The organism is Stratiformator vulcanicus (genome assembly GCF_007744515.1).
GTDB lineage: Bacteria > Planctomycetota > Planctomycetia > Planctomycetales > Planctomycetaceae > Stratiformator > Stratiformator vulcanicus.
This window is the reverse complement of sequence record NZ_CP036268.1, coordinates 3796784-3819549: the sequence shown is the minus strand read 5'-3', so window position 1 is coordinate 3819549 and position 22766 is coordinate 3796784. Positions and strand designations below refer to the sequence as shown.

At 57.1% G+C, this 22766-nt stretch carries 17 protein-coding genes and 1 tRNA gene; 5 read left to right on the top strand and 13 right to left on the bottom strand.

Going from position 1 to position 22766, the window contains the following annotated elements; translation table 11 throughout:
• Positions 1-4: 4 nt before the first annotated feature.
• The 8 genes from Pan189_RS15140 to Pan189_RS15105 all read right to left on the bottom strand — a co-directional run bounded on the left by Pan189_RS15140 (position 5) and on the right by Pan189_RS15105 (position 9704).
• Complete coding sequence (locus Pan189_RS15140; protein ID WP_145364808.1) at positions 5-760, bottom strand: nucleotidyltransferase domain-containing protein; 756 nt, start codon at positions 758-760, stop codon at positions 5-7.
• Complete coding sequence (locus Pan189_RS15135; RefSeq protein ID WP_145364807.1) at positions 757-1707, bottom strand: nucleotidyltransferase domain-containing protein; 951 nt, start codon at positions 1705-1707, stop codon at positions 757-759. Before Pan189_RS15135 ends, Pan189_RS15140 begins: the two co-directional genes overlap by 4 nt.
• Positions 1697-3097 carry a 3' terminal RNA ribose 2'-O-methyltransferase Hen1 gene (locus Pan189_RS15130; protein ID WP_145364806.1) on the bottom strand — a complete coding sequence of 467 codons (1401 nt, stop codon included), beginning with the start codon at positions 3095-3097 and terminating at the stop codon, positions 1697-1699. The genes Pan189_RS15135 and Pan189_RS15130 overlap by 11 nt, the downstream gene beginning before the upstream one ends.
• A gap of 401 nt (positions 3098-3498) precedes the next feature.
• The gene (locus Pan189_RS15125) at positions 3499-5586 is read right to left on the bottom strand and encodes a right-handed parallel beta-helix repeat-containing protein (RefSeq protein ID WP_310820552.1); all 2088 of its coding nucleotides are present in this window, start codon (positions 5584-5586) and stop codon (positions 3499-3501) included.
• 284 nt (positions 5587-5870) lie between these two features.
• A complete protein-coding gene (locus Pan189_RS15120) occupies positions 5871-7496 on the bottom strand; it encodes a FecR domain-containing protein (RefSeq protein ID WP_310820551.1) in 1626 nt (541 codons plus the stop codon).
• Between the two features lie 17 nt (positions 7497-7513).
• Complete coding sequence (locus tag Pan189_RS15115; RefSeq protein ID WP_145364803.1) at positions 7514-8059, bottom strand: sigma-70 family RNA polymerase sigma factor; 546 nt, start codon at positions 8057-8059, stop codon at positions 7514-7516.
• A gap of 62 nt (positions 8060-8121) precedes the next feature.
• Positions 8122-9084: a DUF1559 domain-containing protein gene (locus tag Pan189_RS15110; RefSeq protein WP_145364802.1), complete on the bottom strand. Its 963-nt coding sequence runs from the start codon at positions 9082-9084 to the stop codon at positions 8122-8124.
• Positions 9085-9113: 29 nt separating this feature from the next.
• Positions 9114-9704 carry a hypothetical protein gene (locus tag Pan189_RS15105; protein WP_145364801.1) on the bottom strand — a complete coding sequence of 197 codons (591 nt, stop codon included), beginning with the start codon at positions 9702-9704 and terminating at the stop codon, positions 9114-9116.
• A gap of 378 nt (positions 9705-10082) precedes the next feature.
• On the opposite strand from Pan189_RS15105, the gene Pan189_RS15100 reads away from it, so the two are divergent.
• The 3 genes from Pan189_RS15100 (at position 10083) to Pan189_RS15090 (ending at position 14991) form a co-directional block, all read left to right on the top strand.
• Positions 10083-10937, top strand: a complete 855-nt coding sequence (locus Pan189_RS15100) for a hypothetical protein (protein WP_145364800.1) — start codon at positions 10083-10085, stop codon at positions 10935-10937.
• A 110-nt stretch (positions 10938-11047) separates the two neighbouring features.
• Positions 11048-13546 (top strand): DUF1592 domain-containing protein, encoded by a 2499-nt coding sequence (locus tag Pan189_RS15095; RefSeq protein ID WP_310820550.1) that lies wholly within the window; start codon positions 11048-11050, stop codon positions 13544-13546.
• 98 nt (positions 13547-13644) lie between these two features.
• Complete coding sequence (locus Pan189_RS15090) at positions 13645-14991, top strand: DUF1552 domain-containing protein (protein ID WP_145364798.1); 1347 nt, start codon at positions 13645-13647, stop codon at positions 14989-14991.
• An 809-nt stretch (positions 14992-15800) separates the two neighbouring features.
• Here the strand turns inward: Pan189_RS15090 and Pan189_RS15085 are convergent.
• Positions 15801-16391, bottom strand: coding sequence for a DUF6985 domain-containing protein (locus tag Pan189_RS15085; protein WP_145364797.1), 591 nt, complete (start codon positions 16389-16391; stop codon positions 15801-15803).
• A gap of 293 nt (positions 16392-16684) precedes the next feature.
• Positions 16685-16758 (bottom strand) — tRNA-Pro (locus Pan189_RS15080).
• Between the two features lie 330 nt (positions 16759-17088).
• Between Pan189_RS15080 and Pan189_RS15075 the strand changes: the two genes are divergently transcribed.
• On the top strand, positions 17089-18390 hold the full coding sequence (locus tag Pan189_RS15075) for a type II secretion system protein (RefSeq protein ID WP_375154881.1): 1302 nt from the start codon (positions 17089-17091) through the stop codon (positions 18388-18390).
• A 115-nt stretch (positions 18391-18505) separates the two neighbouring features.
• Here the strand turns inward: Pan189_RS15075 and Pan189_RS15070 are convergent, their stop codons facing one another.
• The gene (locus Pan189_RS15070) at positions 18506-19510 is read right to left on the bottom strand and encodes a ParB/RepB/Spo0J family partition protein (protein WP_145364795.1); all 1005 of its coding nucleotides are present in this window, start codon (positions 19508-19510) and stop codon (positions 18506-18508) included.
• 201 nt (positions 19511-19711) lie between these two features.
• Positions 19712-21544, bottom strand: coding sequence for an ArnT family glycosyltransferase (locus Pan189_RS15065; protein ID WP_145364794.1), 1833 nt, complete (start codon positions 21542-21544; stop codon positions 19712-19714).
• Positions 21545-21686: 142 nt separating this feature from the next.
• Between Pan189_RS15065 and Pan189_RS15060 the strand changes: the two genes are divergently transcribed.
• Positions 21687-22013: a tetratricopeptide repeat protein gene (locus Pan189_RS15060; RefSeq protein WP_145364793.1), complete on the top strand. Its 327-nt coding sequence runs from the start codon at positions 21687-21689 to the stop codon at positions 22011-22013.
• Between the two features lie 79 nt (positions 22014-22092).
• Here Pan189_RS15060 and Pan189_RS15055 read toward each other — a convergent pair whose 3' ends face one another.
• Positions 22093-22740 carry a hypothetical protein gene (locus Pan189_RS15055; protein WP_310820549.1) on the bottom strand — a complete coding sequence of 216 codons (648 nt, stop codon included), beginning with the start codon at positions 22738-22740 and terminating at the stop codon, positions 22093-22095.
• Positions 22741-22766: the final 26 nt, after the last annotated feature.

Sequence of the window (22766 nt, the reverse complement as noted above, 5' to 3'; positions counted from 1 at the left end):
AGAGTCAGGTTTGGGAAAGGCGAACGCGGATCAAGAGTTCATTCAGCGGCTCCGTGACCTCTGCTATATCCGGTAGCGCACTAGCATAGTGAGCCAGCTCCAACTCTCCCCGCAACCGCTCGTACTCGTGCTCATGCAACATCAAGTCCCCATCGTCGAGCGTGCCTTTCTCCGTGCCTTGCGTCTTTCGCTCGACCAACTCCGGGATGTAAGGCAGTTGAAACACTTCATTGAGCCGGACGAGGTTCGCTTCAACTTCGCCGGTGCGCATCAGATGGATGCCGGTCAGTAGCACGCGATAGACATACAGCAGCGGTTTCACACGTGGTGGGTCCTCCTTATTAAACAGCTTCCACTGCGTGGCGGCGAAACCGAGGTAATGGTGGGCGTGGTGACGGGTTACGCATTGCCGTGCAATTGCCTTTAATTCTTCGTGCTCGGGCGTGGTGTGCACGACGAGCGAAGAGAGCACCTGCTCCAGAACGTAGCCGTTCTTTTTCAGCATGAGCCCGAAGAACTTGGCTGCGTCGTGCGTAACGAGGTCAATCTCCAAGCCGTCATGCACCCCGGACCGCTCGACGGTCTCCTGACCGCGTTTTAAACCGATCACATCCCGGAGCGGCAGCAGGTGAACGCCTCGGAGGTCATAGTCGGAATCGGGCGAGGGAAAGCCGTAAAGATGCGCCCCGCTGATCGTGGCGAACAGTAGCGGGTAGGGATGGTCTTCGACTTGTTGAGTCAGCCGGGGATCGTCGGTCACGGGAGGTCTTTCGCCATTGCCGCCCGCCTTGCCTTGACCAGAAAGGCGTTTGCCTTCTCATAATCAGGCCGCTCCGGTAGCGATGTTTGTTGTAGTGCTTCGTCGAATTCTTGATGCAGTTGCGTCCGCCACTTTTCCGTTTCCTGCCAAAGCAGTTCACCCCGTTTAATCGCGAGCAGTTCGTCGCGGTGCTTATCGACGCGAACCGGGACGAAACCGTCACGGAGCACACCGATGCCGGAGATTAACAGGCGGATCAAGTGCATCACGTGCTTCGGCTTAACCCGGCCCTGATTGCGGAGACCCGCCTGCATTTTCTTAAACTGTGATAGCACGTAGCCGTTGTAAGTTTGATAGACGAGCCGCGAGAGAAATGACTCCCGCATCGCCAGAAGTTCTTCGGCAAGCGGCGTCGCTTTCTCCACGAGTGGTGTGTAGAGGCACTCCAACACGTTCGGGTTCGCTTTCAGGGCGAGAACGACAAACTTCTGAATTTCCCAGTAAGACTCTTGCGTCTCGTGACACTCGAGTTGCTCCGGAATGCCGAATAGCGACCAGTGTCGCTCCGCCTTCGGGAGAAAACACCCGCGGCGATCGACATCGGACGCTTCATCGTCAAGGCCGTATGCTTGCGAGCCGATCACGCATCGAAAAATGACACGGTCGAACAGGTCGCCGTCGTGCAGTCCTTCGGCACCTTCGCCGATGCGGCCCTCTTTATATTTTGCGAGCAGCGTTAATTCGGATGGCTTCAGCGACTCCTCCACGCCGTCCGGGAACCGAACACGATAATGATGATCCAGATCGGGCGGCGACTTCACCACCACGCCGACGGCACCGGCGGGATGAAGAATAACTCCGGACGGACCCACGACGTCAGACCGTGTGACGACTTGGGACCCGCTGGAATAAATGAGCGACTCGGAGAGGTGGACTTTATTTGTCATGAGTAAACACCCCCATCTGTGTCGGTGAACCGACAATTTCGTCGACCGGCCCCACCGGCGCGAAACGCACCTGATAGCCGAATCGTTCTGCCACGCCGTCGGCCCATTCCTGAAATTCTGCCCTTGTCCACTCAAAGCGATGGTCGGGGTGACGCAATCTTCCTTCGGGAAGGGTTTCCCACATCACGTTATATTCGCGGTTCGGTGTCGTCAGGACGACCGTCTTCGGGCGCGCGAACTCGAACAACACGCGCTCGAAGGCTTTCAACCGCGGCGGATCAAGGTGTTCAATGACTTCGACCACGGCGGCGGCGTCGAAGTTCTCCAATCGTTTGTCGCGATATATGAGGGAGCCGTGGAGGAGTTCGAGTTTTTCCGCCATCCACAGCGGCAGGCGGTGAGCCTTTAATCGCCGAGAGGCGATCTCGAGCGAACGGACGGCAACGTCGACGCCGACAACGCGATGAAACTGACGATCCTCGATCAATTCTTTTAACAGCTTGCCCTCTCCGCAGCCGAGATCGACAACGCTGCGTGCTCCGCTGGATCTTAAAGCCGACAACACAGTGCCGAGCCGTTGCTCGTTCAGGCTTAACTTTCGTTCGAGCGACTCCTCGGCCCGCGATGGTTGCGCCTCGTCGATATCTAATTGCTCTTCTTCGACCAGTCGGGCCAGCGCCTGCCGATAGAGGCTCGGCTTGTTGTTGAAATAGCGCCGCGTGATCGTTTCCTTTGCGGGATGCGCCGCCAGCCAGTGTTCGCCTTTTGTGAGTAATTTGTCCAACTCATCGTCACTAATGAAATAGTGCTTTCGCCCGTCGAAGACCGGAATCAGCACGTAGAGGTGCTTCAGAAGATCGACAAGAGTCTTTGTTCCGGTGAGTGTGACGGAGAAGTAGGGGCTGTCACCCCATTCCGTGAACTGAGGGTCCAACGGTTTGCGCTCGGCTTCGACCGTGTATCCCAGCGGTTCAAAAACTTCATTCAGAAACTTCTCAGGGCCTCTCATCGGCAGGACGTCAATGCGAGCCTTAAGTGGCAGCGAGGTCTCCACAAGTTCGGGGCGATCTTTACAGGCTCCGTTGAGCGCCGTGCGATAGACATCGGCGATCGCGACGCTCATCAAGGAAGACGCCACGTACGGACGGTCATTGACGTATTGATTGTCGGACAAGAATTTCGTGGCCGACCTTCCCTTCCCCCGCACGAGTGCGACTTCATCGACGTCAAGTAGCAGGCACGCCTCGCAGCGGTCGTTAGCGACATGGGGATAGTAGACGACTGCGTTCCCAAAACTCTGCCGGAAAGTCTGGACCCGATCGGGATGCTTGTGGAGCAGATAGCCGAGGTCGGTGGCTGGTTGGTGCGTGGTCGAAAGAGTGAGCAGCACGTCAATTCGCAAGTTGGGACTGCAAGAACTTCGGCAACGCGAACCGATCGCGTCGAAGGATCGACAGCCCAACTATGCTACTGGTTCAGTCGCAACTTGTGCGAGCAAAACCCATATCGCCGAGTGACGATCAGGATTTTCGCCGGTACCAACCAGATCGATCACAAAGTTTGTGAGGTCCGTGAGGCGTCGGGCAATGTTGAGAGCGGGCACGTTGCCAACGCGAGCAGCACCTCGTACCGAACTTTGGCAGTCTTGAACGACCTCTCCGTACCAATTCAGAGGAGAATAAATACAAAGAGGCACTTTCGTCCGGCGTTCACGCAAGCTCGTGCAACGCGTGATCGGTTGATTAACAACTTGATCAATTCGTTAATCGTTATAGAGCGTTCCACTCTTGGCTAATTGTGCCCGGCGCGGAGTACATCTAGATTCCTGCGACCGAGTGTGCGGAACTGATTAATGGCGGCCTCGGCAGCTTCGGTCCGATTGGAACCAGAATTCTCCAGCTTGCGATTCTGCAGTAAGACGACATTCGCGGTAGGTGCGGGTTGGACGGTGACGTCGGGACTGCTCAAGCCGGCCAGCAGGAGTGTCATCGGATCGTTACCGGTGATCTCAAACTCAAATGGTTTCTTCCCGCGATCATGAACGGTGACGTGGGGGTTAAAGTAGGAAAACTGTCCCTTGTAGCCGTCAAACCGCGCGAAGGGCCGGGCTTCTTCCCACGCGTGCATGCGGGCGGCGCCGATCGTAATTTGGCTTTCATTCGCTTCCGAATGACCCGTCACCTTAAACACGCTCTGTTTCGCCTGCTCCACGTAAAGATCGCCGATCACAATGTTCGGTCCGTCGCGTAAAACGAGTTGCTCGCAGTTCACATTAAGTATTGATAGCGGCGAGTCACCATTCGCATCACCCTCGACAACCAACGGTGAAGCCCCGTCCCAGAAGTTCACGAACACGTTTGAGTAGTTGCAATTCTGGAATTGGCCACTGCCGTTAATTCTCAAGACACGCAAATGATCTCTTTCCGTTAAATTCTTAAAGACGACTCCTCTGACCTGCTCTTGCGAGTCGGGCTGCCAACCTTTCGGGAGATAGAGCCGGTCGTAGGTTACTGCTGTCTTGGACGATCCGCCGCGATGCACAATTGCGATGAACGCCTTCGGCTTGGTGTGGCCGAGGATATGAAACTCGCGAAGGACGACGTCTTCGCAGTCGTGGACGTTCATCGCCACACCGCCCGGTTCACCGGTCCAATGAAACTCGGAGTGATAACCAGTCCCCGCCAAAAAGAAATTACCGCCGGTCACTTGCAGCGTTTGACTAATTCGATATCGACCCGGTGGGAAGTAAGCGACCGCATCATTCCCGTGAGCTGCGGCAGCATCAATTGTCGCCTGAGCAGCGGCGGTCGAATCCTTCCCGCCCGCACCAAAATCACGCACGGCATCGAACACCTTTCCGGGTATGCGTGGGGAATCGTCAAAGAATCGCTGGTCCGACTCGGGACTGACGCCGAGCGACGGGTCGACAGCCGATAAATTCAGCACGCCTTCGCCGCCTTCAAAGATCGGATTGCCAGCCGAGTCGGCGTTGCCGGCTGCGATGACCTCCAGCTTCGGATCACCAATCGCGATCGGCGGCGTTGTGGAAGTCGCCTTCTCGAAGATATTGTCAATAATCAAGATAGGTTTCGTGCGATTGCGAGGAACTTTGATCGCGGCCCCGTCGCCGGTCCAATCGGTGATGCGACATCCTTGCATGACGGTATCCCGCCCTGCAAAGAACTGCTTGGAGCCCCGCGATACGCACCACCGGACGGAATGCCCGTGCGACTCGCCCGCCCAAATGTCGGAAGCACGCGACCGCTCGAACAGGCAATTTCGCGCGAACACTTCGCCGTACTTGAAACAATTAATCCCCACCCGGCAGTCGATAAATTCGCACTGCTCCACCACTTCGTTGTAGTAGTTAAAGCTTTCGATCCGCACGCCGGTGTCGCAATTAATAAAGCGGCAGTTGCGGAGTACGCTCTCCGATGAGGCGAACCGAGTGGCCGGTCCCATCGCGAGACCCGCATCGCGAAAATTGATGAATGCCTCGTACTCGTGCAGAATTTTATTCTCGAATCGGTCCTCGGATTGATGATGAATTCCTGTCGCGGCACGGTCGTTGCCGTCCCAGATAATTCCGGTATAACGGGTCATCACCGATCCATTGCTGAGAAACATTCTGGGCGAATTCTTGGCCGTCGATGCGACTCCGTCCCAGAGGATGCGTGTTTCTCCACCGTGACCGACGACCTGGCAACTCACACTGCTCGGCATGACCAGCGTTTTCGTAATACGGTACGTCCCCGGCGGAAGGTAGATCACCTTCGGACCGCCTCCGAGTCCGTGCATCTGATCCAGCGCCGATTGAATCGCAGCGGTGTCATCAGAACGACCGTCGCCTAGCGCGGGCGGATCGAGGTCGGTAGTCACGTTGATCCAATCATCACACTCTTGCCAGTTCAGCGGGGGGAGCAATTTCGATGACGGGTCATCCTCCGCACGCGCGTGACTGAATGTGCTTGCAACGCCAAGAAGAACTAAGGACATCGCAATCGAACAATGGGGGTGCATATGCGTCAGGCCTAAAGTTGTGGTTGTCAGAATAAAAATATGAGTCCGCACAGACAAAACGCATCTTTAATAATGCGGCGGAATGTTAAGTCATGACTGCGAATAGGCCGCGATTGGCAGTCGCGTGATATCGAGCGTCGAAGCTACTCGAAGATCGCCTGTCCCCAGGTCGCTGCGCGATGGAAGGTCAGTCCGGGCTCATCGGGATTGGTGACTTCGACGAGATGCCCTCGCCAGATACGGCCGCCTTCATCGCTCCAGTGGACGGTCCAGTTGGCGGCCAGGACATCCGCGGCTTGGGGTGGATCGTCGCCCGCGTTAAGTAATTCCCAGGGAATCGCATATTCCATCAGGTAGCCGCGGCCCTGCTCCTTCTGTCGAAATCGGCCTCGCCAGCCAGCCGGATGGCTATTCACGTTGGTGAAATCCATGCCGTAGGCAATCTGCAGGCAGGATTTACCGGCCGGTTGGTGATGCCACATGGTGAGGTGTGCCAGCTTCGGATTGACATCCTGCGGTCGATAGCCGAGCCGGGTCCGCGGTTCGGAGGGATTTAATGGAACGTCGTGCCGTCGGATGTGAGCATCGACGGGCCAGCCGATGGCGCGATCGCAGGAAATGCGGAGTTGGACGCTGCCCCCGCGCCAGACAACATTCGGATCACCGTCCGGGGTGATGACGCTTCTTAACGGAAACGGGTCTGAAACATCGGCGGCGACATAGAGGAAATTCTCGTCATAGCCGAGGCGACCGACGACTCGATATGTTTTCGCATATGGAGGGTCGCACTGGGCCGAGAATGTTGAGTCGCTCGGCCAGTCGGACAGGTCCGCATCGATTTGAAGCGGGGTCTCGATTTTCGCCACGGTGACGGACTTAAGTTTTGACGTATTATAAGGGCTTAATTCATCCCCTTCCCTGCTTTCGGGAAGCGGGAACCGCCGGACGAATCGATTCGGATCGAACTTAATTCGCTCTACCTCGGTGGAACCGTTGTCGGAGAGCACCGCCGCGTCGCCGGCCTGAAAATACTGCTTCGGTTGATGCTCTTCACGATTGAAGTGCGTTTCGACATCGCCGTCGAATACTTGCACGACGGTCCGACGGTCGGAGTCGATGGCAACGCCGAACTCCGTTCCCAGATCGACCACGGTGGCATCGGGAGTCGTAATTTCGAATCCGATCGCCTGCTCCGGCACCTTCGCTACCACATACCCGTCGAGCAATACACAACGTTGGGCGCTCTCCAGTCGCAATTGCACCGGGGCCTCCAGCAACAGTTCGACGCCACCGGCAAGCGTGAGACCCAACAGCCCTTCGGCAAGATCGATGCGTTCGGTCCCGAATTCATCGCCGAGGTGGACGCTCCGGCCCGCGACGCTGCGACAATGCTCAGCGGCCGTCACCGTCGCGAGCGGCGAAGCGGTTTGACCTCCCGGCGGCATCGTCCACACAAGGGCCATCACGATGCAGACCACTGCTGCGAGTGCGACCGAGCCGGCCGTCACTAAACGAAAGCGAGAGCGTTTAATTGAATATGCTGATGAATGACTTTCCGACTGAGAAGGCAGGATCAACCCCGCCAATTCGCCTGGCGACGCGCCCTCATAACGCAGGTGTGATTCCAGAACCGCGAGACCGCAGTAATATTCCAAGTTTTGCTGGTCGGATAATAATTCCTGCAGCGCGACGACATCGGACTCGGTTGCCGAGGAATCGGCAACTCGAGCTCGCAGTTCGTCGACAGCATTAAAATCTGTCTCAGACAATGAATTGATCCCAAATGTCATGTATTGCGCCCGCCGTCGGAGACGCCGACACGGATGCAGCGAAGTAGTCGGGCATGTATTGACGCTAAGGCTCGATAAATCGCTTTCTCGGTTCGGCCCGCGATGGTCGAAATTTCTTTGACCGAATGTCCTTCTGTGTACCTCAGACGAAGTAGCTCGGCATCTTTCGACGCCAATCGTTCGACGCATTGAGTCAGCCGCTCTGTGGCGTCATTCAATTCCTCCGCAATGCCCAGAGACCGATCGGCGACCTGCTGCAGAAGCGTGGCGTCAACACGAACGCGCCGCCGCGCAACTTCCTTACGAAATGCCAGTACCTCGAAGTAGGCTGTTCGGCAGGCCCAAGCGAGAAAGCTGCTTCCTCGCTCGAATTGATTCTGTTTCTGCCATAGCACGACGTTCGTGCGTTGCAGAATGTCATCCGCCGCATTCCGATTCGGTTCGAGTGACAGGATATATCCATAAATCGCTCGCTGTGACTTGGTAATCAAAACCACGAATTCAGAGTCATCGTGATCGGATGAACTGAAAAATGAAGTCATCGGTGAGCCATCAAGTGCGGCTGATATTCATTGAACGCCGTAACGTCACAATTTAAGTTTCATCAGAATTTTCCGACGGTCCGACCGTCGGCAATATCGCCCAAGGAGTTATACAAGAGAAAGTCGACCGTTTCGGACATGAATCGCACCGACCCATCCGCAAGCGTGAAGAACGCCCCCCCTTGGTGGTGGCTTGAGAAGCCGCCCTGAGATCTCTCGCTGCTGGCGGCCGGCAACACCATGGAAGGGCTGTTCAGCTTTAGCGAAGTGCGGGCGATACCGGCCTGATTCCAGAACAGGGCTCCATTGTGATACGACTCATTATTTTTTTCGCCCAGCATAAAGGTGTTGCTGAGGCCGTCGGTCACCTGCCGAAATTTCGTGGGCGGTACGCCCTTCCACGTTTGGGTGGCGTTCTGGAAATCCCAAGGCCCCATAATCCCCACCTTCTGCCGGAGGTTGCCGTCGGGACCCAGGCAGTAGGTTCCTTTCGAGGAGCAATCGTGGGTCGCTCCGCCGTTGACGTTCATCCGGCCAACACACGCAACGTAACATTGGGCCTGCACGCCCCCCATATAACCGAAATTAGTTCCGTCGCGCTTGGCATATAGATGCGCGTAAGGATTGGTGGGACAGGAAAATACCGGCCAGCGTTGATACTGCAAGTTGCTCTTATTCGATCCGTTTGAAATGCGTTGGCTTATGTCGATCCGCCGACGAAGCGCCCCCTGCTCGATAAATGGAAGAGCCAGCACCCCCCAGTTGTAGCTCAGGGCCGTCGTACCGCCACCGGGCCGGGGAACGCGATCATGAGAACCGGCCATCAACGATTGAAACGTGTCGTGGTAGTTGTGCAGTGCCAATCCCAACTGCTTCATTCGATTACTGCAGTCGGACCGCCGAGCCGCCTCGCGTGCCTGTTGCACCGCCGGCAACAGAAGTGCAATGAGAATGGCGATCACGGCGATGACCGCAAGTAATTCGATTAGTGTAAAGCCGCGTTTTCGGGGGTCGGTCGGCCGCATGAGAACTCCGAGAAGTGAAGGGAACGGATTTATGGCGCTGTCGAACCAGAGTCGACGGAATCACTGTTGAGATGAAAAGCCAGTTCGGTCCCCACGGAGTCGTGAGGGATTTCTGCCGACAGACCTGACTGATCGGCGAAGGTGTACCGCCGGGGTATTAGTAAGTCCCCCTCGGCACCGGTTTCGGGGTCGATTTCGTAGGACATAATGGCGACCGCGAATTCGCCGGGAGCCACGCCGTCGCCACGTTCGAAAGTTCCCAAATTAAAACGTCCTTCGTTATCAATGAGTCCGTTCGCCGTGTGCGACACGACTGTCGGATCTAAAGGTTGCAACAGGACGACACCGGTCGTCAGCGGGTCACCGTCCAAAGTGACCTGACCGGAGACTGAAACGAGATCAGGCTTCTGCGGGTCGCCACCACAGCCTCCAATAATCGTGCAGGCTCCGAGGACTGCCGCAATGGAGCGTAAGGCTCCGGCAAAGCGACTTGGTCTCCGCACTTCCCGAGCGGGGAATTTCAGTTCGCAGGCCGTTCGGGAGATCTGCGCTTGCAACGCACTCTTCACGCTCGGCACCTCATCAGCAAAAATCGCCTGTTGATTTCTGGTGCTTTGCATATCCGAAACCGCTGGCTGCGCGGGCAACGTGGCTACAAAATTGCGGGTGTCAGATAAAAGACAGCGTTACGGACGCACTTTTCTCACGCAAAACATTTCACGCAACCAGATCGCGTCACCCGACGCAACAAACCGGTCCTCGCGCACCCCACAAAACACTTCTGTGAAACAACTTACGCCCGTGGTGCGGCTTATCCCTGAAATTGGATCGTCGAGCGAAAGCTTGAACTTTTTTGACGAGCAGCAGCTTTTCGCCGGGATAATCCACGCCGACATGCTGTTGTCCAAGGCGAACGTCGTCCCATGCGCGGAGTGCAGTTCACCGCCACCGTCGACGGTTCACAAACCGTGGCATGACATCCCACTCGAAGGCCGCCGATGAACTATTGCTTTTCGGGATTGAAACATCGCCAGTTAAGCCGTCGCGTCACACTCATCGCGTTGGCTGTGCCGGCACTGTTGTTTTCCGGCACCGACCTGCTGCGCGCCGAAGAAAATTCGAAGCAACCGCGAACCTATCTGATCGGTAACTCGCTGACTTGGGACACGGTGCCGTCACGCCTCGACGGCGATGTCACGTGGCATGTGGGGTGCGGAAAGTCCTTGCAACAACTTCATGACTCGCCCGAAAAACCCTGCGTAAAAACGTCAGTGCTTTGGCCGAAGACTTTGCGTTCCGAAATTTTTAATTACCTCTGCGTGCAGCCCCACGGCAGTACGACGCTGGAACAGGACGTTCGCGTGATCTCGGCTTGGATTCGCCTGCAACCCGAGTGCGTGCTGGTACTTCATCAGGGCTGGGCGACGAAACAAGCTCGTGACGCAGAGTATGAGTCAACCGTCGATGATCGCATGCACCACGGACCGGTCTACTTTGCGGCCCTCTCGAAGCGATTAAACGAGACTTTCACCGACCTGCGGATCGTGTCGACCGACTCGACCGAAATCCTGCAATTCATCGGTAAGGATTTGCAAGCTGGCGACCGACCCGTCGAGAACCTGAATGATCTTTATCGAGACGATATTCATATGACCTATGGCCCCGGCCGCTTCCTGATGCACAACATGATGCGGCGTGCCCTTTCGCAGCCGTATTCGGACCGCGGGTTCGAACGCGTACCCGAGGCCATTCGGACCTATTTGCTCGGCCGCATCTCCGCATTTCATGAAGAACGTGACGCGCACCCGACGGAAAACATTTCCGCCCGGTATGGTTCGATACTCGACGATTAATTCTGACGCTGAAAAAGGGCGGGCAACTCGATATCCCCGGCATTACAAATATGAATAGTGGACCAAATTCACAAATGGTTATTGGGAAGCCGATTCGCCTGGCGTTTAAGGTGTCATCACTTCGGCCGTCTTACTTGGTACGAACGGCATTGCTGTTTGCGTTGCTGCTGCCAGCCAGCCGTCTGTCGCAGGCCGCCGATATTGAGTCGAACCATCTTAAACTTCCGCAGGTGCCCGTCGCGGATGAAGTCCTCACCTTCAATCAGAAGTACTGCCTCGATTGCCACTCCGGGGCTGATGCCGAGGCGAGCTATAACCTAAGCGAGCTGGGGCGGTCGGCGAGCTATGCGGATCACATCCACGGTTGGAAGGCGATGCTCCGGCGGCTGATCCATCGTGAGATGCCGCCAGCCGACTCCGAACAGCCTACGCAAGCGGAGTACGAGCAGACCATTGCTTCGCTAAAGGTCAGCATTCGCAAGGTCGATCAGGCTCTGGCGATGCAAAAACCGCGGGCGATGCGTCGACTGAATGCCCGCGAGTACAACAATACGATTCGAGACCTGTTCGGGATTGACTATCCGTTCGCCTCGCGATTCCCGGAGGAGCCGAGATTTCACGGATTCGATAATATCGGCGAGAGCCTGTCGGTATCACCGACGCATATCAATAGTTTTCTGAGCGCTTCTCAACGGATCGCGGAGGAAGTGATTCCCGAAAAAACCTCTCCCGCCCCGATGACGACGGCATTCGATTATCAGTTCTATAAAGGCAACCCGTTCGAGGTCGACGGGCCGATTAAGGTTCGTAACGGCAACAGCTTTATCGCCGTCGGCGAGGACGGGAAGAACTCGCCCCACTACTGGATCGACGGCCCGTTTCATGTCCAATTTCGGTCCCCCGCCTCGGGCTATTACCGTTTCATCGTCCGTTGTCGTCCGGTCGATCTCGACGACGGAGTGCTCTCGTTTCGATTTACGGTGAATAACCGACAGGTCGCCGACTTCGATTTGACCGAGGAAGACTTCAAAGACGGAGTCTTATTAGATACCGAGGTATTCGTTCCTCATAATAAGAAATTGAACACGGCGGAATTGACGTGGCGCAACGGAATTCGGGCGACGATCCCACGGGTTCACTACAAGATCAGCAAGCTTGCGCGGGATCAGGGAATTAAGAGCGGGCGGGCGTTCACGCATTGGCCGGAAGAAGTTGAGTGGCCCCACTTCCGCTACGTTCAAGTCGAGGTGGAGGGGCCGCGAACAACGGGCGGGTCGATTGAGAACGCAACGTCATCTGTCATTAGTTCCGAATCGCTCTCGAATCTCTCCATCGAACAACTGGTGAATCGGATTCTTCCCCTCGCTTTCCGACGGGATGTCGACGACGCGGAGATTCGGCATTACGTCGCGATCGGGCAGTCAGCCAGTGCCGACGGTGCGAGCCGAACGGAGGCACTGCGTTTAACACTCGCGGCGATTCTCAACTCGCCTCATTTTCTCTATCTCGTCGAAGAACCGCCTTCGGACGCGGAACGAGGCTCCTATCAACTCACTGACTTCGAGCTCGCGTCCAGGCTCTCCTACTTTCTATGGTCGACGATGCCGGATGAAGAATTGTTCGCCGTCGCCCGCGCAAGAAAACTGTCCAAGCCCGAAGAACTCCGGCGACAGGCCGAACGCATGCTTGCCGATCCGAAAGCCGCGGAGCTGAGCGAGGGGTTCGGCGTCGGTTGGACCGGTGCGGATCGAATTCGCGGGGTCATGCCCGAACCGTTTCTATTTAAGAACGTTTTTTCGACCGCCCTGCACGACTCGATGGCTCGCGAGCCGAGCGAATTTTTCGATACCGTGCGGCGAGAGAATCGCAGCCTGATTAATTTTATCGACTCCGACTTTGTCGTGATTAATGCCCCGCTGGCGGAACTCTATCAAATTGACGGCGTGAAAGGCTTCGCATTTCGCAAAGTCGACCTGCCCGATGACAGTCCGCGGGGCGGATTGCTGACGCAAGCGGGAATCTTAACGATGACGTCGGAAGCGACTCGCACGTCGCCCGTCAAGCGCGGAATTTATCTGCTGGAAACAATTTTTAATCGCCCGCCCGACCCGCCGCCGCCGAACGCGGGATCGCTCGAGGCACAGCAGACCGACGAATTGCGACCCGTGTCGAGCAAGCTGGCTGCCCACCGGGAGAACCCCGCGTGCGCGTCCTGCCATCAACGAATCGATCCCTACGGCTTGGCGATGGAAAACTTCGATCCCATCGGACGCTGGCGTGACGAAGACATCGTCATCCATTGGGACGACCTCTCGAAACCCGATTACAAACGCCGCAAAAAGTCGTTTGCGGTCGCATCCGACGCGACACTCGGATCGGGTGAGCCGCTCACCGGACTCGGCGGCCTGAAAACCCACCTGCTCTCAAACCAAGATCGGTTTCTGCTCGGCCTGACCGAGCGGATGCTGACCTACGCGATCGGCCGTGAGTTACTTGTCACCGATGAAGAGGCCGTCCAGCAAATTGTCGAAGGTGTTAGAGAACAGGACAATCGCTTTAACGCACTCATCCGCGAAGTGGTTCTGTCCGAACCCTTTCGGACCCGTTAACTCCTTCGAATCCGGTGACTCGTTGCGAGTGACAATAAAAAATATTTAATGAACACCTTTCATCAACAAATACTCGATTAATATCACGAGGTCTCCCCATGAATCATTCCATCTCGAGACGCACCGTATTGCGGGGTTCGTCCTCGATTATCGCTCTGCCCCTGCTCGACAGCTTGGCCAGTGCGGACCGCGGGACCGAATCGCAGCAGTCTCCGGTTCGGTCTGTGTTCCTCTTCACGCAAAGCGGCGTGTGGATGGAGGAATTCACTCCCGCCAAAACCGGGACAAAATCACAGTGGGAGCTGTCACCCACGCTCGAACCGTTAGCCGATTTAAAGCCGCACGTATCGGTCCTTTCGGGCCTGCGTCACGCCAACGCTTTTAAACGCAATCCGGTCGTCAATCGGCATTCGCAAGATAATCAATGTCACCTGACGGCGGCCGACTTGGGCCGCATCCCGGGGGTCGCCGCTCGCAACAGCGTCTCCATCGATCAGGTGATGAGCCGCTCGATCGGCGATAAGACTCGGCTGCCGACCTTAAATCTTTCGATTAACAGGTCGTCCATCTCTTTCAGCGAAAACGGCTCGGCGTCACCGAGCGAGCACCGCCCGGAAATCATCTTCGATCGCCTGTTCGGTGAACGCAGTCAAGATTCGCTCGCGAAGCTCGAAGCGCTGCATCGTCGCAATAAAAGCATCTTGGACAGCGTGTCCGAGCAGACGAGTTCCCTTAACCGGCGCCTCGGTCAGTCCGATCGCGAGAAGCTCGATGAATACCTGTTTCAGGTTCGTGAAGTCGAGCAACGGCTCGCGATCGAGCGTGAGTGGGCTTCGAAAGGACCAGTCCCCGCGCCTGCCGGCGCGACCGCGCCGAAGGGGGTGCCGAAATCACGGAACGAGCATGTCAGAACATTAATGGATCTGATCGTGCTCGCCCTGCAGACCGACCAGACAAGGATCGTCACGTTCTGGCTCGGTGAAATGGGATGCCAGTATCCGGAGATCGGCTGCCCGGACGGCTATCACGGCTATACTCACGGTGCGACCGGCTCCGAGGTCGCACGCTCCAAAATGGTCGCGGTTGACCGGCAGCGCGTCGACCACTTCGCTTACCTGCTCGAGAAAATGCGAAACGTGGACGAGGGCGGCCACGACCTGCTCTATCACAGCATGGTCCACTACGGCGCGGGCATGGGTTCACGGCACGGTGAGGGCGAGCCGGACGGCGACCATCTCGCCAATCTTCTGGCCGGACACGGCGGTGGAGCACTGTCGCCCGATCGTCACGTCGATTTTCGTGACTATGACAACATCGGCGTCCCGGGCAATTACGCTGCGAGCGGGCGACAACCGCTGGCCAACCTTTACGTGCGGATGGCTCAAATCGCGGGCTGCCCTGTCGATTCATTCGTCGACAGTGACGGACCGTTGAGCGACATTTAGCAGAGCAGCAATCGCCAGGTGATGCGCGGAGAAGAGATGCCAATTACCGGGATTCAAAAACAACAGCAGCCTTAACCCGCGCTCGCTGGGGGCGGCTCTACGAGCCGGTCCCCAGCCACCCGCCGAGCGAGTTGGCGAATACGCCTTTGAATTACTCGCTGCCTGCTTCTTCAGCCCCAGCACGCCGAAGCCGTTGTGAACTATCTGCTGCAGCGGCAGCCTTGGCTCGATACGGACACCCTGATTGCCATTGAGCATCTAGTCAGGAAATCGGCCCCTGACAGCATTGACGCATAACGCCTCGCATCATCCGCAAGATCATTCGCGGAGCGAATGAGATGGTCGAACTGCATGCGCTTGTTATGCTTAATTTTCGATTTCCCACAATACCCAATTCAGTCCTGCTTCCTTTATCGTGGTAGAGGGAGATTGACTACTCAGTACACCGGATGGGTTCTCCGATATTTTTCCGGTCAAAAGCCATCCACTACCTAAACACTCTCCAAATCTTATTACTTCTAGCACCACTTCAGACCACTGCATTTCCTCATCGTGGAAGAGCTGTAAATCTGCTATGAAACCACCCTTAGAATACTCCTTAATTTCTGACTCTATAGGTGGGCGGTTAATTAGCTTTGTGCAGCGATTTACAGTCGCCGTAGCGTTTTTCTCCTTATCGGAGTTAAGGTGCAGTTTCCAGTGTGATCTCGGCATGTCTCAATTAAGCATAACGACCACGATCACCGGGTTGCCGTCAGCGACGTTGATTTCAGATTCAGCCCGGACGGCAACTCCGGTGCATTGAATTGTTATCTGCTTTTCTTGTGGAACTGTTCTTTGAAATATGGAGTGACGGACGTTTGGTAGCCCGTACCCAAGATGCGACTGCCATCCGTTAGAACACCCAAGCCGTGTTCGATGTCAAACGCGGCTTCGAACGTGATTGTTGCCGAAGGCTTCTCGTAAAGCCAAATCGACTCCCGGATCCACACGGATGCACCGCCAATCAAATGATAAATGTCATCCAGCTTGTCAAATGGTTTACGCTTGCGATCTTTGAAGCCGGCATCAATCATCTCGTTGATTGTGTTTGTGTCTCCGTGCCACCACATGCCTGAATCTTCGCCTTTGCCTTGGAGATCATTCCAGACGGCTTTGGCAATCCGTTTCGCCAGCGTTTCTTGATTCTTGATGACGCGTCGCGCGACGGTCACGGCTTGCTTTGACGGAAGTTCTGTCTCGTCCTCGGCCTCAAATTCAAGCTTGATCTTGCTGCATCCTACGTTGCGACCGTGCCACCGATAGATGAATGGCTTGAACGCCGCGAAGTCATATTGCTTTGCCCATCCGGTGCAGTCGAACTTAAAGTCGCCGAGGTCGGGATGGTTCCATTTGGTCATGATGAGATGCTTAGCAGATAACTAGTGTTTACAAAGAATGATTCCGAATAACGTGCGCACGTTATTCGGAACGGAAATCGCCAAAGTCGGCGGGGCTACGGACGCCGCGACCGCCGCTGTTGAGAACTATAATCGGCCGGCCGCGCCTGTGTGGGCGGCTCTACAAGACCGTCCCAAGCCACCCGCCAATGTTCGTCGGCCGCCGCGCTGTATCGGCTGATGCTGGTCGTCTTCGCATTCCAGCGGAGAACTCACCGCACCGCGGCATTCATCCCAAACCGGGAAACTTCAAATCGGGGCGACACGATTCGAACGTGCGGCCTCCTGCTCCCAAAGCAGGCGCTCTGCCAGGCTGAGCTACGCCCCGAGTTTGTCTTTCAGTTAGCGTATCGTAGATGAGCCACGGGATCGTTGCAATCTGTGGTCACCGAAGCGGTGACATCATGACATGTCATTTTGGCGATTGGTTCAGGGTAACGCGTACTCACCTCGAACTCTCTTTCTCGTCGAATATGGCGGAAAGCCTCTCAATTATGAGGATTTCGCGAATTTCGTACTGACCGGGCGAATCGAATGCCGGTTCCGCGTAATCTAGGTGGCGCGGTCGCGATCCGGATCGGAAGAATTTTCGGATTGCTCGTATCTCGAGAACCGCTGGCCGTTTTCGGATCAAATGTCTTCATTCGCGGGAATTTCAATGCGACGTGGTTTCACGCTGATCGAACTGCTGGCCGTTTTCGGGGTCATCGCGATCCTGGTCGCGATTTCGGTTCCCGCTGTGTTCGCCGCTCGTGAGGCGGCGCGGAAAGCGGAGTGCCAAAACAACCTGCGTCAGGTTGGAATCGCGCTGCACGCGTTTGCCACCGGCGATCCGAGTAACCGATTTTGCACGGGTGCTTCCGACTTTCATTTTGACGGCTGCCCGGACAGCTACGGATGGATTGCCGACGTGGTCAATAGCAGCACGGTCGACGCGGGCGGAATGCTCTGCCCCGGTTCGACCGCCGTTGGTAGTGAAACGCTGGCGCATTTGCTCGGGGATCCCGCGCCGGGTAACGGATCGGCAGGTTCATCCGACTTTTGGTACTACGGCGAGGCGGGCGTGATGGGGGCGGCCGACGAAGACGAGGATTATCAGTCGCAACTCCAATCGGGAATTTGCGCGAGCACGATCGCAACGACGGTCGGCAGTGCCGGCGACGTCGGAGCCGGGGCCGATCTGACGGTTGGCAGTTCGGTCGACCCGGCCGCTGCTCAAACGATTCTTCGCGATGGTTACAACACGAACTACACGGCCAGTTGGTTTCTGGTCCGTGGCGGATTGGAGCGGATCGATGACGATCAGACGGCGGTCAATTCGATCGCACTGAACGCAACACGCGGTCCACTGACGACGTTGCTGATGGACAACTCCGGCGTGTTTTCGAATACGCTGCCGTTCGTCGGCTGCGGAGCCCCGGCACAGGCGCTGGAGATGAAAGCGACGGACAACACCCTCGTGACTCTAGTGGCCGGGCTGACCGATGAGCGCAACGAGAGCTTCCTCGATTCCGGAAGTGAACTCGCCGAGAGTTTTACGATGGGACCCTCTTACGTTACCGGTTCCACGGTCGCCGGGCTGTATAAAGACATCGGCACGGCAGTACCGCTCACCGCAGAGTCGGACGGCTTCATCGACGATGAAAACGTCGACGCGTCGATGACGAATTACGTGTCCAATCCCGGCACGGTGAATGGTCAGAGTCTTGACCACTTGCTTCAAGATTCGCGCGGCTGGGCAGCACGGCACGGGGCCGGGTCGAAGAAGTCGCTGAATCTGCTGATGGCCGACGGGTCGGTGCAAAACTTTGTCGATGAGAACGGGGATTCGTTCTTTAATCCCGGCTTCCGCGGCGTTGCGGCGATCAACGGCTTTGACGGAGACACGGTCGACCTGCCGCCCGCGAAGGTCACCAGTTCTGTCGGACTCCCACCCAAGCGGAATCGACGCATTCGCTGATTCCGCAAAGACGGGAATATCTTCATCCCGATGTCATACCCCAAATAAAACAGCCGGTCGCCTGAGGCGACCGGCTGTTTTCGCAACGACGTCCCGCAGTTCGTTGTCAGCGGCGTCAGGCAGCAGACCGCAGGTGCCCGACGATTCGTTCGAATTCTTCACTCGTGTTGAAGTCGATCATGATCTTGCCGGCGTCTTTGCCGCGCATCTTGATTTCGACCTTCGTTCCGAGCATGTCGCGAAGCTGATCGACGATTGATTGCACGTGGCTGGTCATGTGCGGGTCATCGGCTCCCTCCGGATTCATCGGGAGGACATCGGGGTTCGGCTCTTCGCCTTCGACTCCGGCCGCGGCTTCGTCCGTTTGTGCTTCGGTTGCCGATTCGCCGCGGCCTTGCAACTCTCGGACGGCTTTTTCGGTCGCACGGACGGAGAGTCCCTCTTTCGCAATCTGTTTGCACAGGGCGACCTGTTCGTCGGCATCGAGCGTCAGCAACGCCTTGGCGTGACCGTTCGAAATTTCATCTTTGCGGATCGACCGTTTCACCGGCTCGGTCAGATCGAGCAGCCGGATGTAATTGCTGACCGTCGAGCGATTCAGACCGAGATTCTGAGCGAGTTCCTCGACAGTGCTGTCGAAACGATCGATATAGTCGCGAAAAGCCTGCGCTTTTTCGAGTACGTTGAGGTCTTTGCGTTTGAGGTTCTCCTCGATCGCGACTTCGCAGACGAGTCGATCTTCGACCTCCAGCACACGGCAGGGCACGGTTTCCAATCCGACTTGCCGGGCGGCCATCAGGCGGCGTTCTCCGGCGATCAGTTGGTACTGGCCTTCGGCCGGACGGACCAGAAGGGGTTGTAGCACGCCGTGACGCCGGATACTCGTCGCCAGTTCGATGATCTCCGGCTCACCGAAGTCTTTGCGCGGTTGGAACGGGTTCCGGTCGATCAATTCGACGTGGATGTGGTTCGATTCCACTGTGGCCCCACCGACCGAAGCGGCACCTTCGGTGGATTCTTCGCCACCAAGCAGGGCGTTCAATCCTCGCCCCAGCCGACGCATTGGCGTCAGTGCTTGGTCATCGTGGGCATCCTGCGACTGCTGACCGTGATCATCCATGACTTTGCTCCTGCGTTCCGATCGGGCTTGCAATCCATTGCGGCCCGGCGCGTTCGTCGGCTTACGCAGATTATCGAACCGATCAGTCCGAGGAATCAGGATTTGACGTGAGAACCGCACGACCGGCAGACGTGTCGGGACGGGTGCGACGGTCCGGCCTTTTCGCGCAATCGTGCCGGTTCGGCAAGATGGCGAAGTCGCTCACGGTGATTGAGGAAACTTCAGCAAACTGACAGTGCCCTGCCGGTCCGGATCGCGGAGACCGGGCTCGTAGTTCAGGGCGACGAACGAACTGATCGAGCAGTCGATTTTCGGGAGATTGACGGCGGCTGCACCGGCTTTCGTCAATTCTGAAGTGAGTGCTGTCTCTTGGCTCGAATGAATCCCGCGCGCGAAGTACGCGGGAACACCGCGGGCCGCGACTCGCTCGACTGCGGAGATCGGACTGAGTCCGATCAGGACATCCGGCCGGTTTCTAGTGCTGCACATTAGGTGGAAATAAAGTGCCGGGTCGGAGCGTGTCGCGATGACATAGTCGACAGAGCCTTGCGAGGCGGCGAGAAGCCCGTCGCAATCGGCAATGACTTTTTCGGCTGCGAGACGGGTTCCAGTGCGATCCTGAAGTGCGACCGCAAGAGGGAGATGATTGGTAGTCGGAATTACGGCGAATCCGACGGCTGCCAACACGAGCGCGCTACCACCGAACGCGAAGAGTTTCGCGGTTGACCATCGGTCCCCGCAACGAGTCAGCACGCGACCAACGGCTATGAAGGTCGGCCCTGCGGCAAGCCAGGCCGCGCAGAGCAGCGGCAAAATTAGCCGTGGATACGGCGTGTAGCGACCAACGGCTAGAATCAATCCGCAGAGCCATGCCAAGAGCATCCAAGACGCGAGCCGTTCCGGTGGCGTACCCGACCCGGTAGTAACAGCGGCCGATTCGCTTCGCTGAATTTCCTTGCTGGAAGGAAATGCTAATTGGCATACCGATCCAAACACGCCGACAACGATCAAGAACAACGCTGCCGTGACGCCGGTCGCAATCACGAAGATCAACAATCCGCAGCCGACCGCGAGGGCGGAGGCGATTCGCCACCGCGTCCCCGGGACAATCACCACCGCGGCGAGCACCGACGCGCAAATCGCGAAACGAGAGACGGAACTTTCCAAGACAGATTGGTTGACGACTTGCGCTGCCCAAGTGACGACCCATTGCGAATAGGCCACGACGTATCCGGCTTGATTACCGGAGACCGCCGACATCCCGCCGAATCGCTGCGTCCAATAGAGTGTCGGGAGCCAGCAAACGATCGCGAGTGCCGTTACGGCGGCCATTGATATCAGTGACGGTCGCCAAGAACTCTTTCGCAGGTTGGATTCGACAACGTAGTAGCCGATTGCTCCCGACCAACCGATCGCGATCGGCAACCAGCCCGTGTATTTCGTCGACCATCCCAAGGCGATCAGCACGGCTGCGACTAAGACCGAACGTGCCGAGGGTACGACCAACGCCTTCCAGACGGCCCAGGTTCCGGCGATCAGGAAGAATGCCGCGGGCACGTCAGTCAGCGCGGTTCGGCTGTAGAGCACATGGATATCGCTCGTTGCGATGAGGCCCGCCGAAATCAGTCCCGCTCCCGGTCCGAACCAATCCCGGCCGACCTTCCAGACGAGTGGGACGGTCAGTGAGCCGATTAGAATCGCGGGGAGCATCGCGGCAAAATCGCTGATCCCGAACAGGACGAACGACATCTCGATCAGAAACGGCACGACCGGTGGTGCGTGCAGGCCAAGAGCCGGATGCGTTCCCCCCTGATCGGGACCGAAAAAAATGTTCGACGCGTAAATGCCCTCATCGTAGTGCTCGATCGCCATCCGACCGGGGAACGCGAGACGAATCGCGATGCCGCACAGCGTCAGGGCCAGTACCAGCAGCACTTCACTCCGCGACGGACGATCGCGAACGACTGCGTCCGGCGTTGGTGAATTCTCTCGCGATTTGCGTCGGCCGCCGGAATTGCGGGGGGAGCGCGGCATATCTGGCCCGCGGCGGATTCCATCGGAGTGGGAAACGGTTTAGAGTCGCATCGTGGTGAATTCGAGAACGGGTCGCAATGCGGACGCCGTCGACGGGATGTCGGCTGGTCGCTTCCGCGAAGAATGAAATCAGGAGCAATCGATGAGCGAAGGGAACAATGCCGACGCCATGTACGATCAGGCGATGGCAATTAAGGAATCGGGTGATGTCGAAGGGGCCGTGGCCAAATGGAAGTCGATCCTCGAATTCGCGCCCGAGCATGCGTTGACGCATTCGGCGCTGGCCGTTCATTTGCAAAAACTCGGACAGCACGATGAGGCGCTCGCTCACGCGACGAAGGTGACCGAGTTGGAACCAAACGATCCGTTTTCGTTCACTCAGCTCTCTGTGATCTGCCAACGGTGCGGGAAGATCCCCGAAGCCGAAGATGCGATGGCTCATGCCCGGCAGTTGCAAATGGGCGGGTAGCCGCGAACGGTCGAGTAGTCGCAGCCGGGCAAATTACCGATTTTGCGCGACGCTCAATGCCCGCATGCGAAGTCGACGCTCAATTTCGGTTTGTCGCGCCGGATTGTTCCCGATCGCTCACTTTGGCGAACGGGTTTTCGTCGGTATCCGACGGAAGTGCGGCAGGAGCACGCGGGGCCGGGGCCGCCGGAACGGCAATCAGGTCTTCGCGTGGGGGATCGACCTGAATTGTCTCGGTTGTCCGAAACTCGCGACCATCGGCGGAGCGAAATCTCGCATTGATCACGACCGTGTCGCTTTGCGGAATGCCCTGCCACGGCAGGCGGAGGGTGAAACCGGCTGCGATCAATCCGTTCTGCCAGAACTCACGCGATTCTTCCGCCGTAAACGACCATTGCCCGATCGTGCGGTCCGATCGGCTTGAAAGAGGATCGAGCATTTCGATTTCGACGTCGCCGGGAAGTTTGATCAACTCGCCATCGGCATCGAGCGGTGCCAGATGCACGATCAGCACGTCGTCGCCGGGCCGGTCGTCGGTGTCGAGCCCTCCCGAAAGCATCTTCGAAATGGAAATCTCTTCGACGCGGTAGAGTGCATCTGCCTGTTCGGCGAGAATCGCGGGAGGCCCGTCCTGAGCCACCTGCGTCCGCAACTCGTTGACTTCGCGTCGTGTGACGGTCAGTTCATTGCGGGCGCGATCGAGGCTTTCCTCCAGCGAATAAATCACGTCTTCCTGTCGCCGAAGCTGGTGCT

Excerpts from the sequence above, each read along its gene's own strand:
- Pan189_RS15135 (WP_145364807.1), bottom strand. The coding sequence starts at position 1,707 with ATGACAAATAAAGTCCACCTCTCCGAGTCGCTCATTTATTCCAGCGGG.
- Pan189_RS15115 (WP_145364803.1), bottom strand. The coding sequence starts at position 8,059 with ATGACTTCATTTTTCAGTTCATCCGATCACGATGACTCTGAATTCGTG.
- Pan189_RS15110 (WP_145364802.1), bottom strand. The coding sequence starts at position 9,084 with ATGCGGCCGACCGACCCCCGAAAACGCGGCTTTACACTAATCGAATTA.
- Pan189_RS15105 (WP_145364801.1), bottom strand. The coding sequence starts at position 9,704 with ATGCAAAGCACCAGAAATCAACAGGCGATTTTTGCTGATGAGGTGCCG.
- Pan189_RS15100 (WP_145364800.1), top strand. The coding sequence starts at position 10,083 with ATGAACTATTGCTTTTCGGGATTGAAACATCGCCAGTTAAGCCGTCGC.
- Pan189_RS15090 (WP_145364798.1), top strand. The coding sequence starts at position 13,645 with ATGAATCATTCCATCTCGAGACGCACCGTATTGCGGGGTTCGTCCTCG.
- Pan189_RS15085 (WP_145364797.1), bottom strand. The coding sequence starts at position 16,391 with ATGACCAAATGGAACCATCCCGACCTCGGCGACTTTAAGTTCGACTGC.
- Pan189_RS15075 (WP_375154881.1), top strand. The coding sequence starts at position 17,089 with ATGCGACGTGGTTTCACGCTGATCGAACTGCTGGCCGTTTTCGGGGTC.
- Pan189_RS15070 (WP_145364795.1), bottom strand. The coding sequence starts at position 19,510 with ATGGATGATCACGGTCAGCAGTCGCAGGATGCCCACGATGACCAAGCA.
- Pan189_RS15065 (WP_145364794.1), bottom strand. The coding sequence starts at position 21,544 with ATGCCGCGCTCCCCCCGCAATTCCGGCGGCCGACGCAAATCGCGAGAG.
- Pan189_RS15060 (WP_145364793.1), top strand. The coding sequence starts at position 21,687 with ATGAGCGAAGGGAACAATGCCGACGCCATGTACGATCAGGCGATGGCA.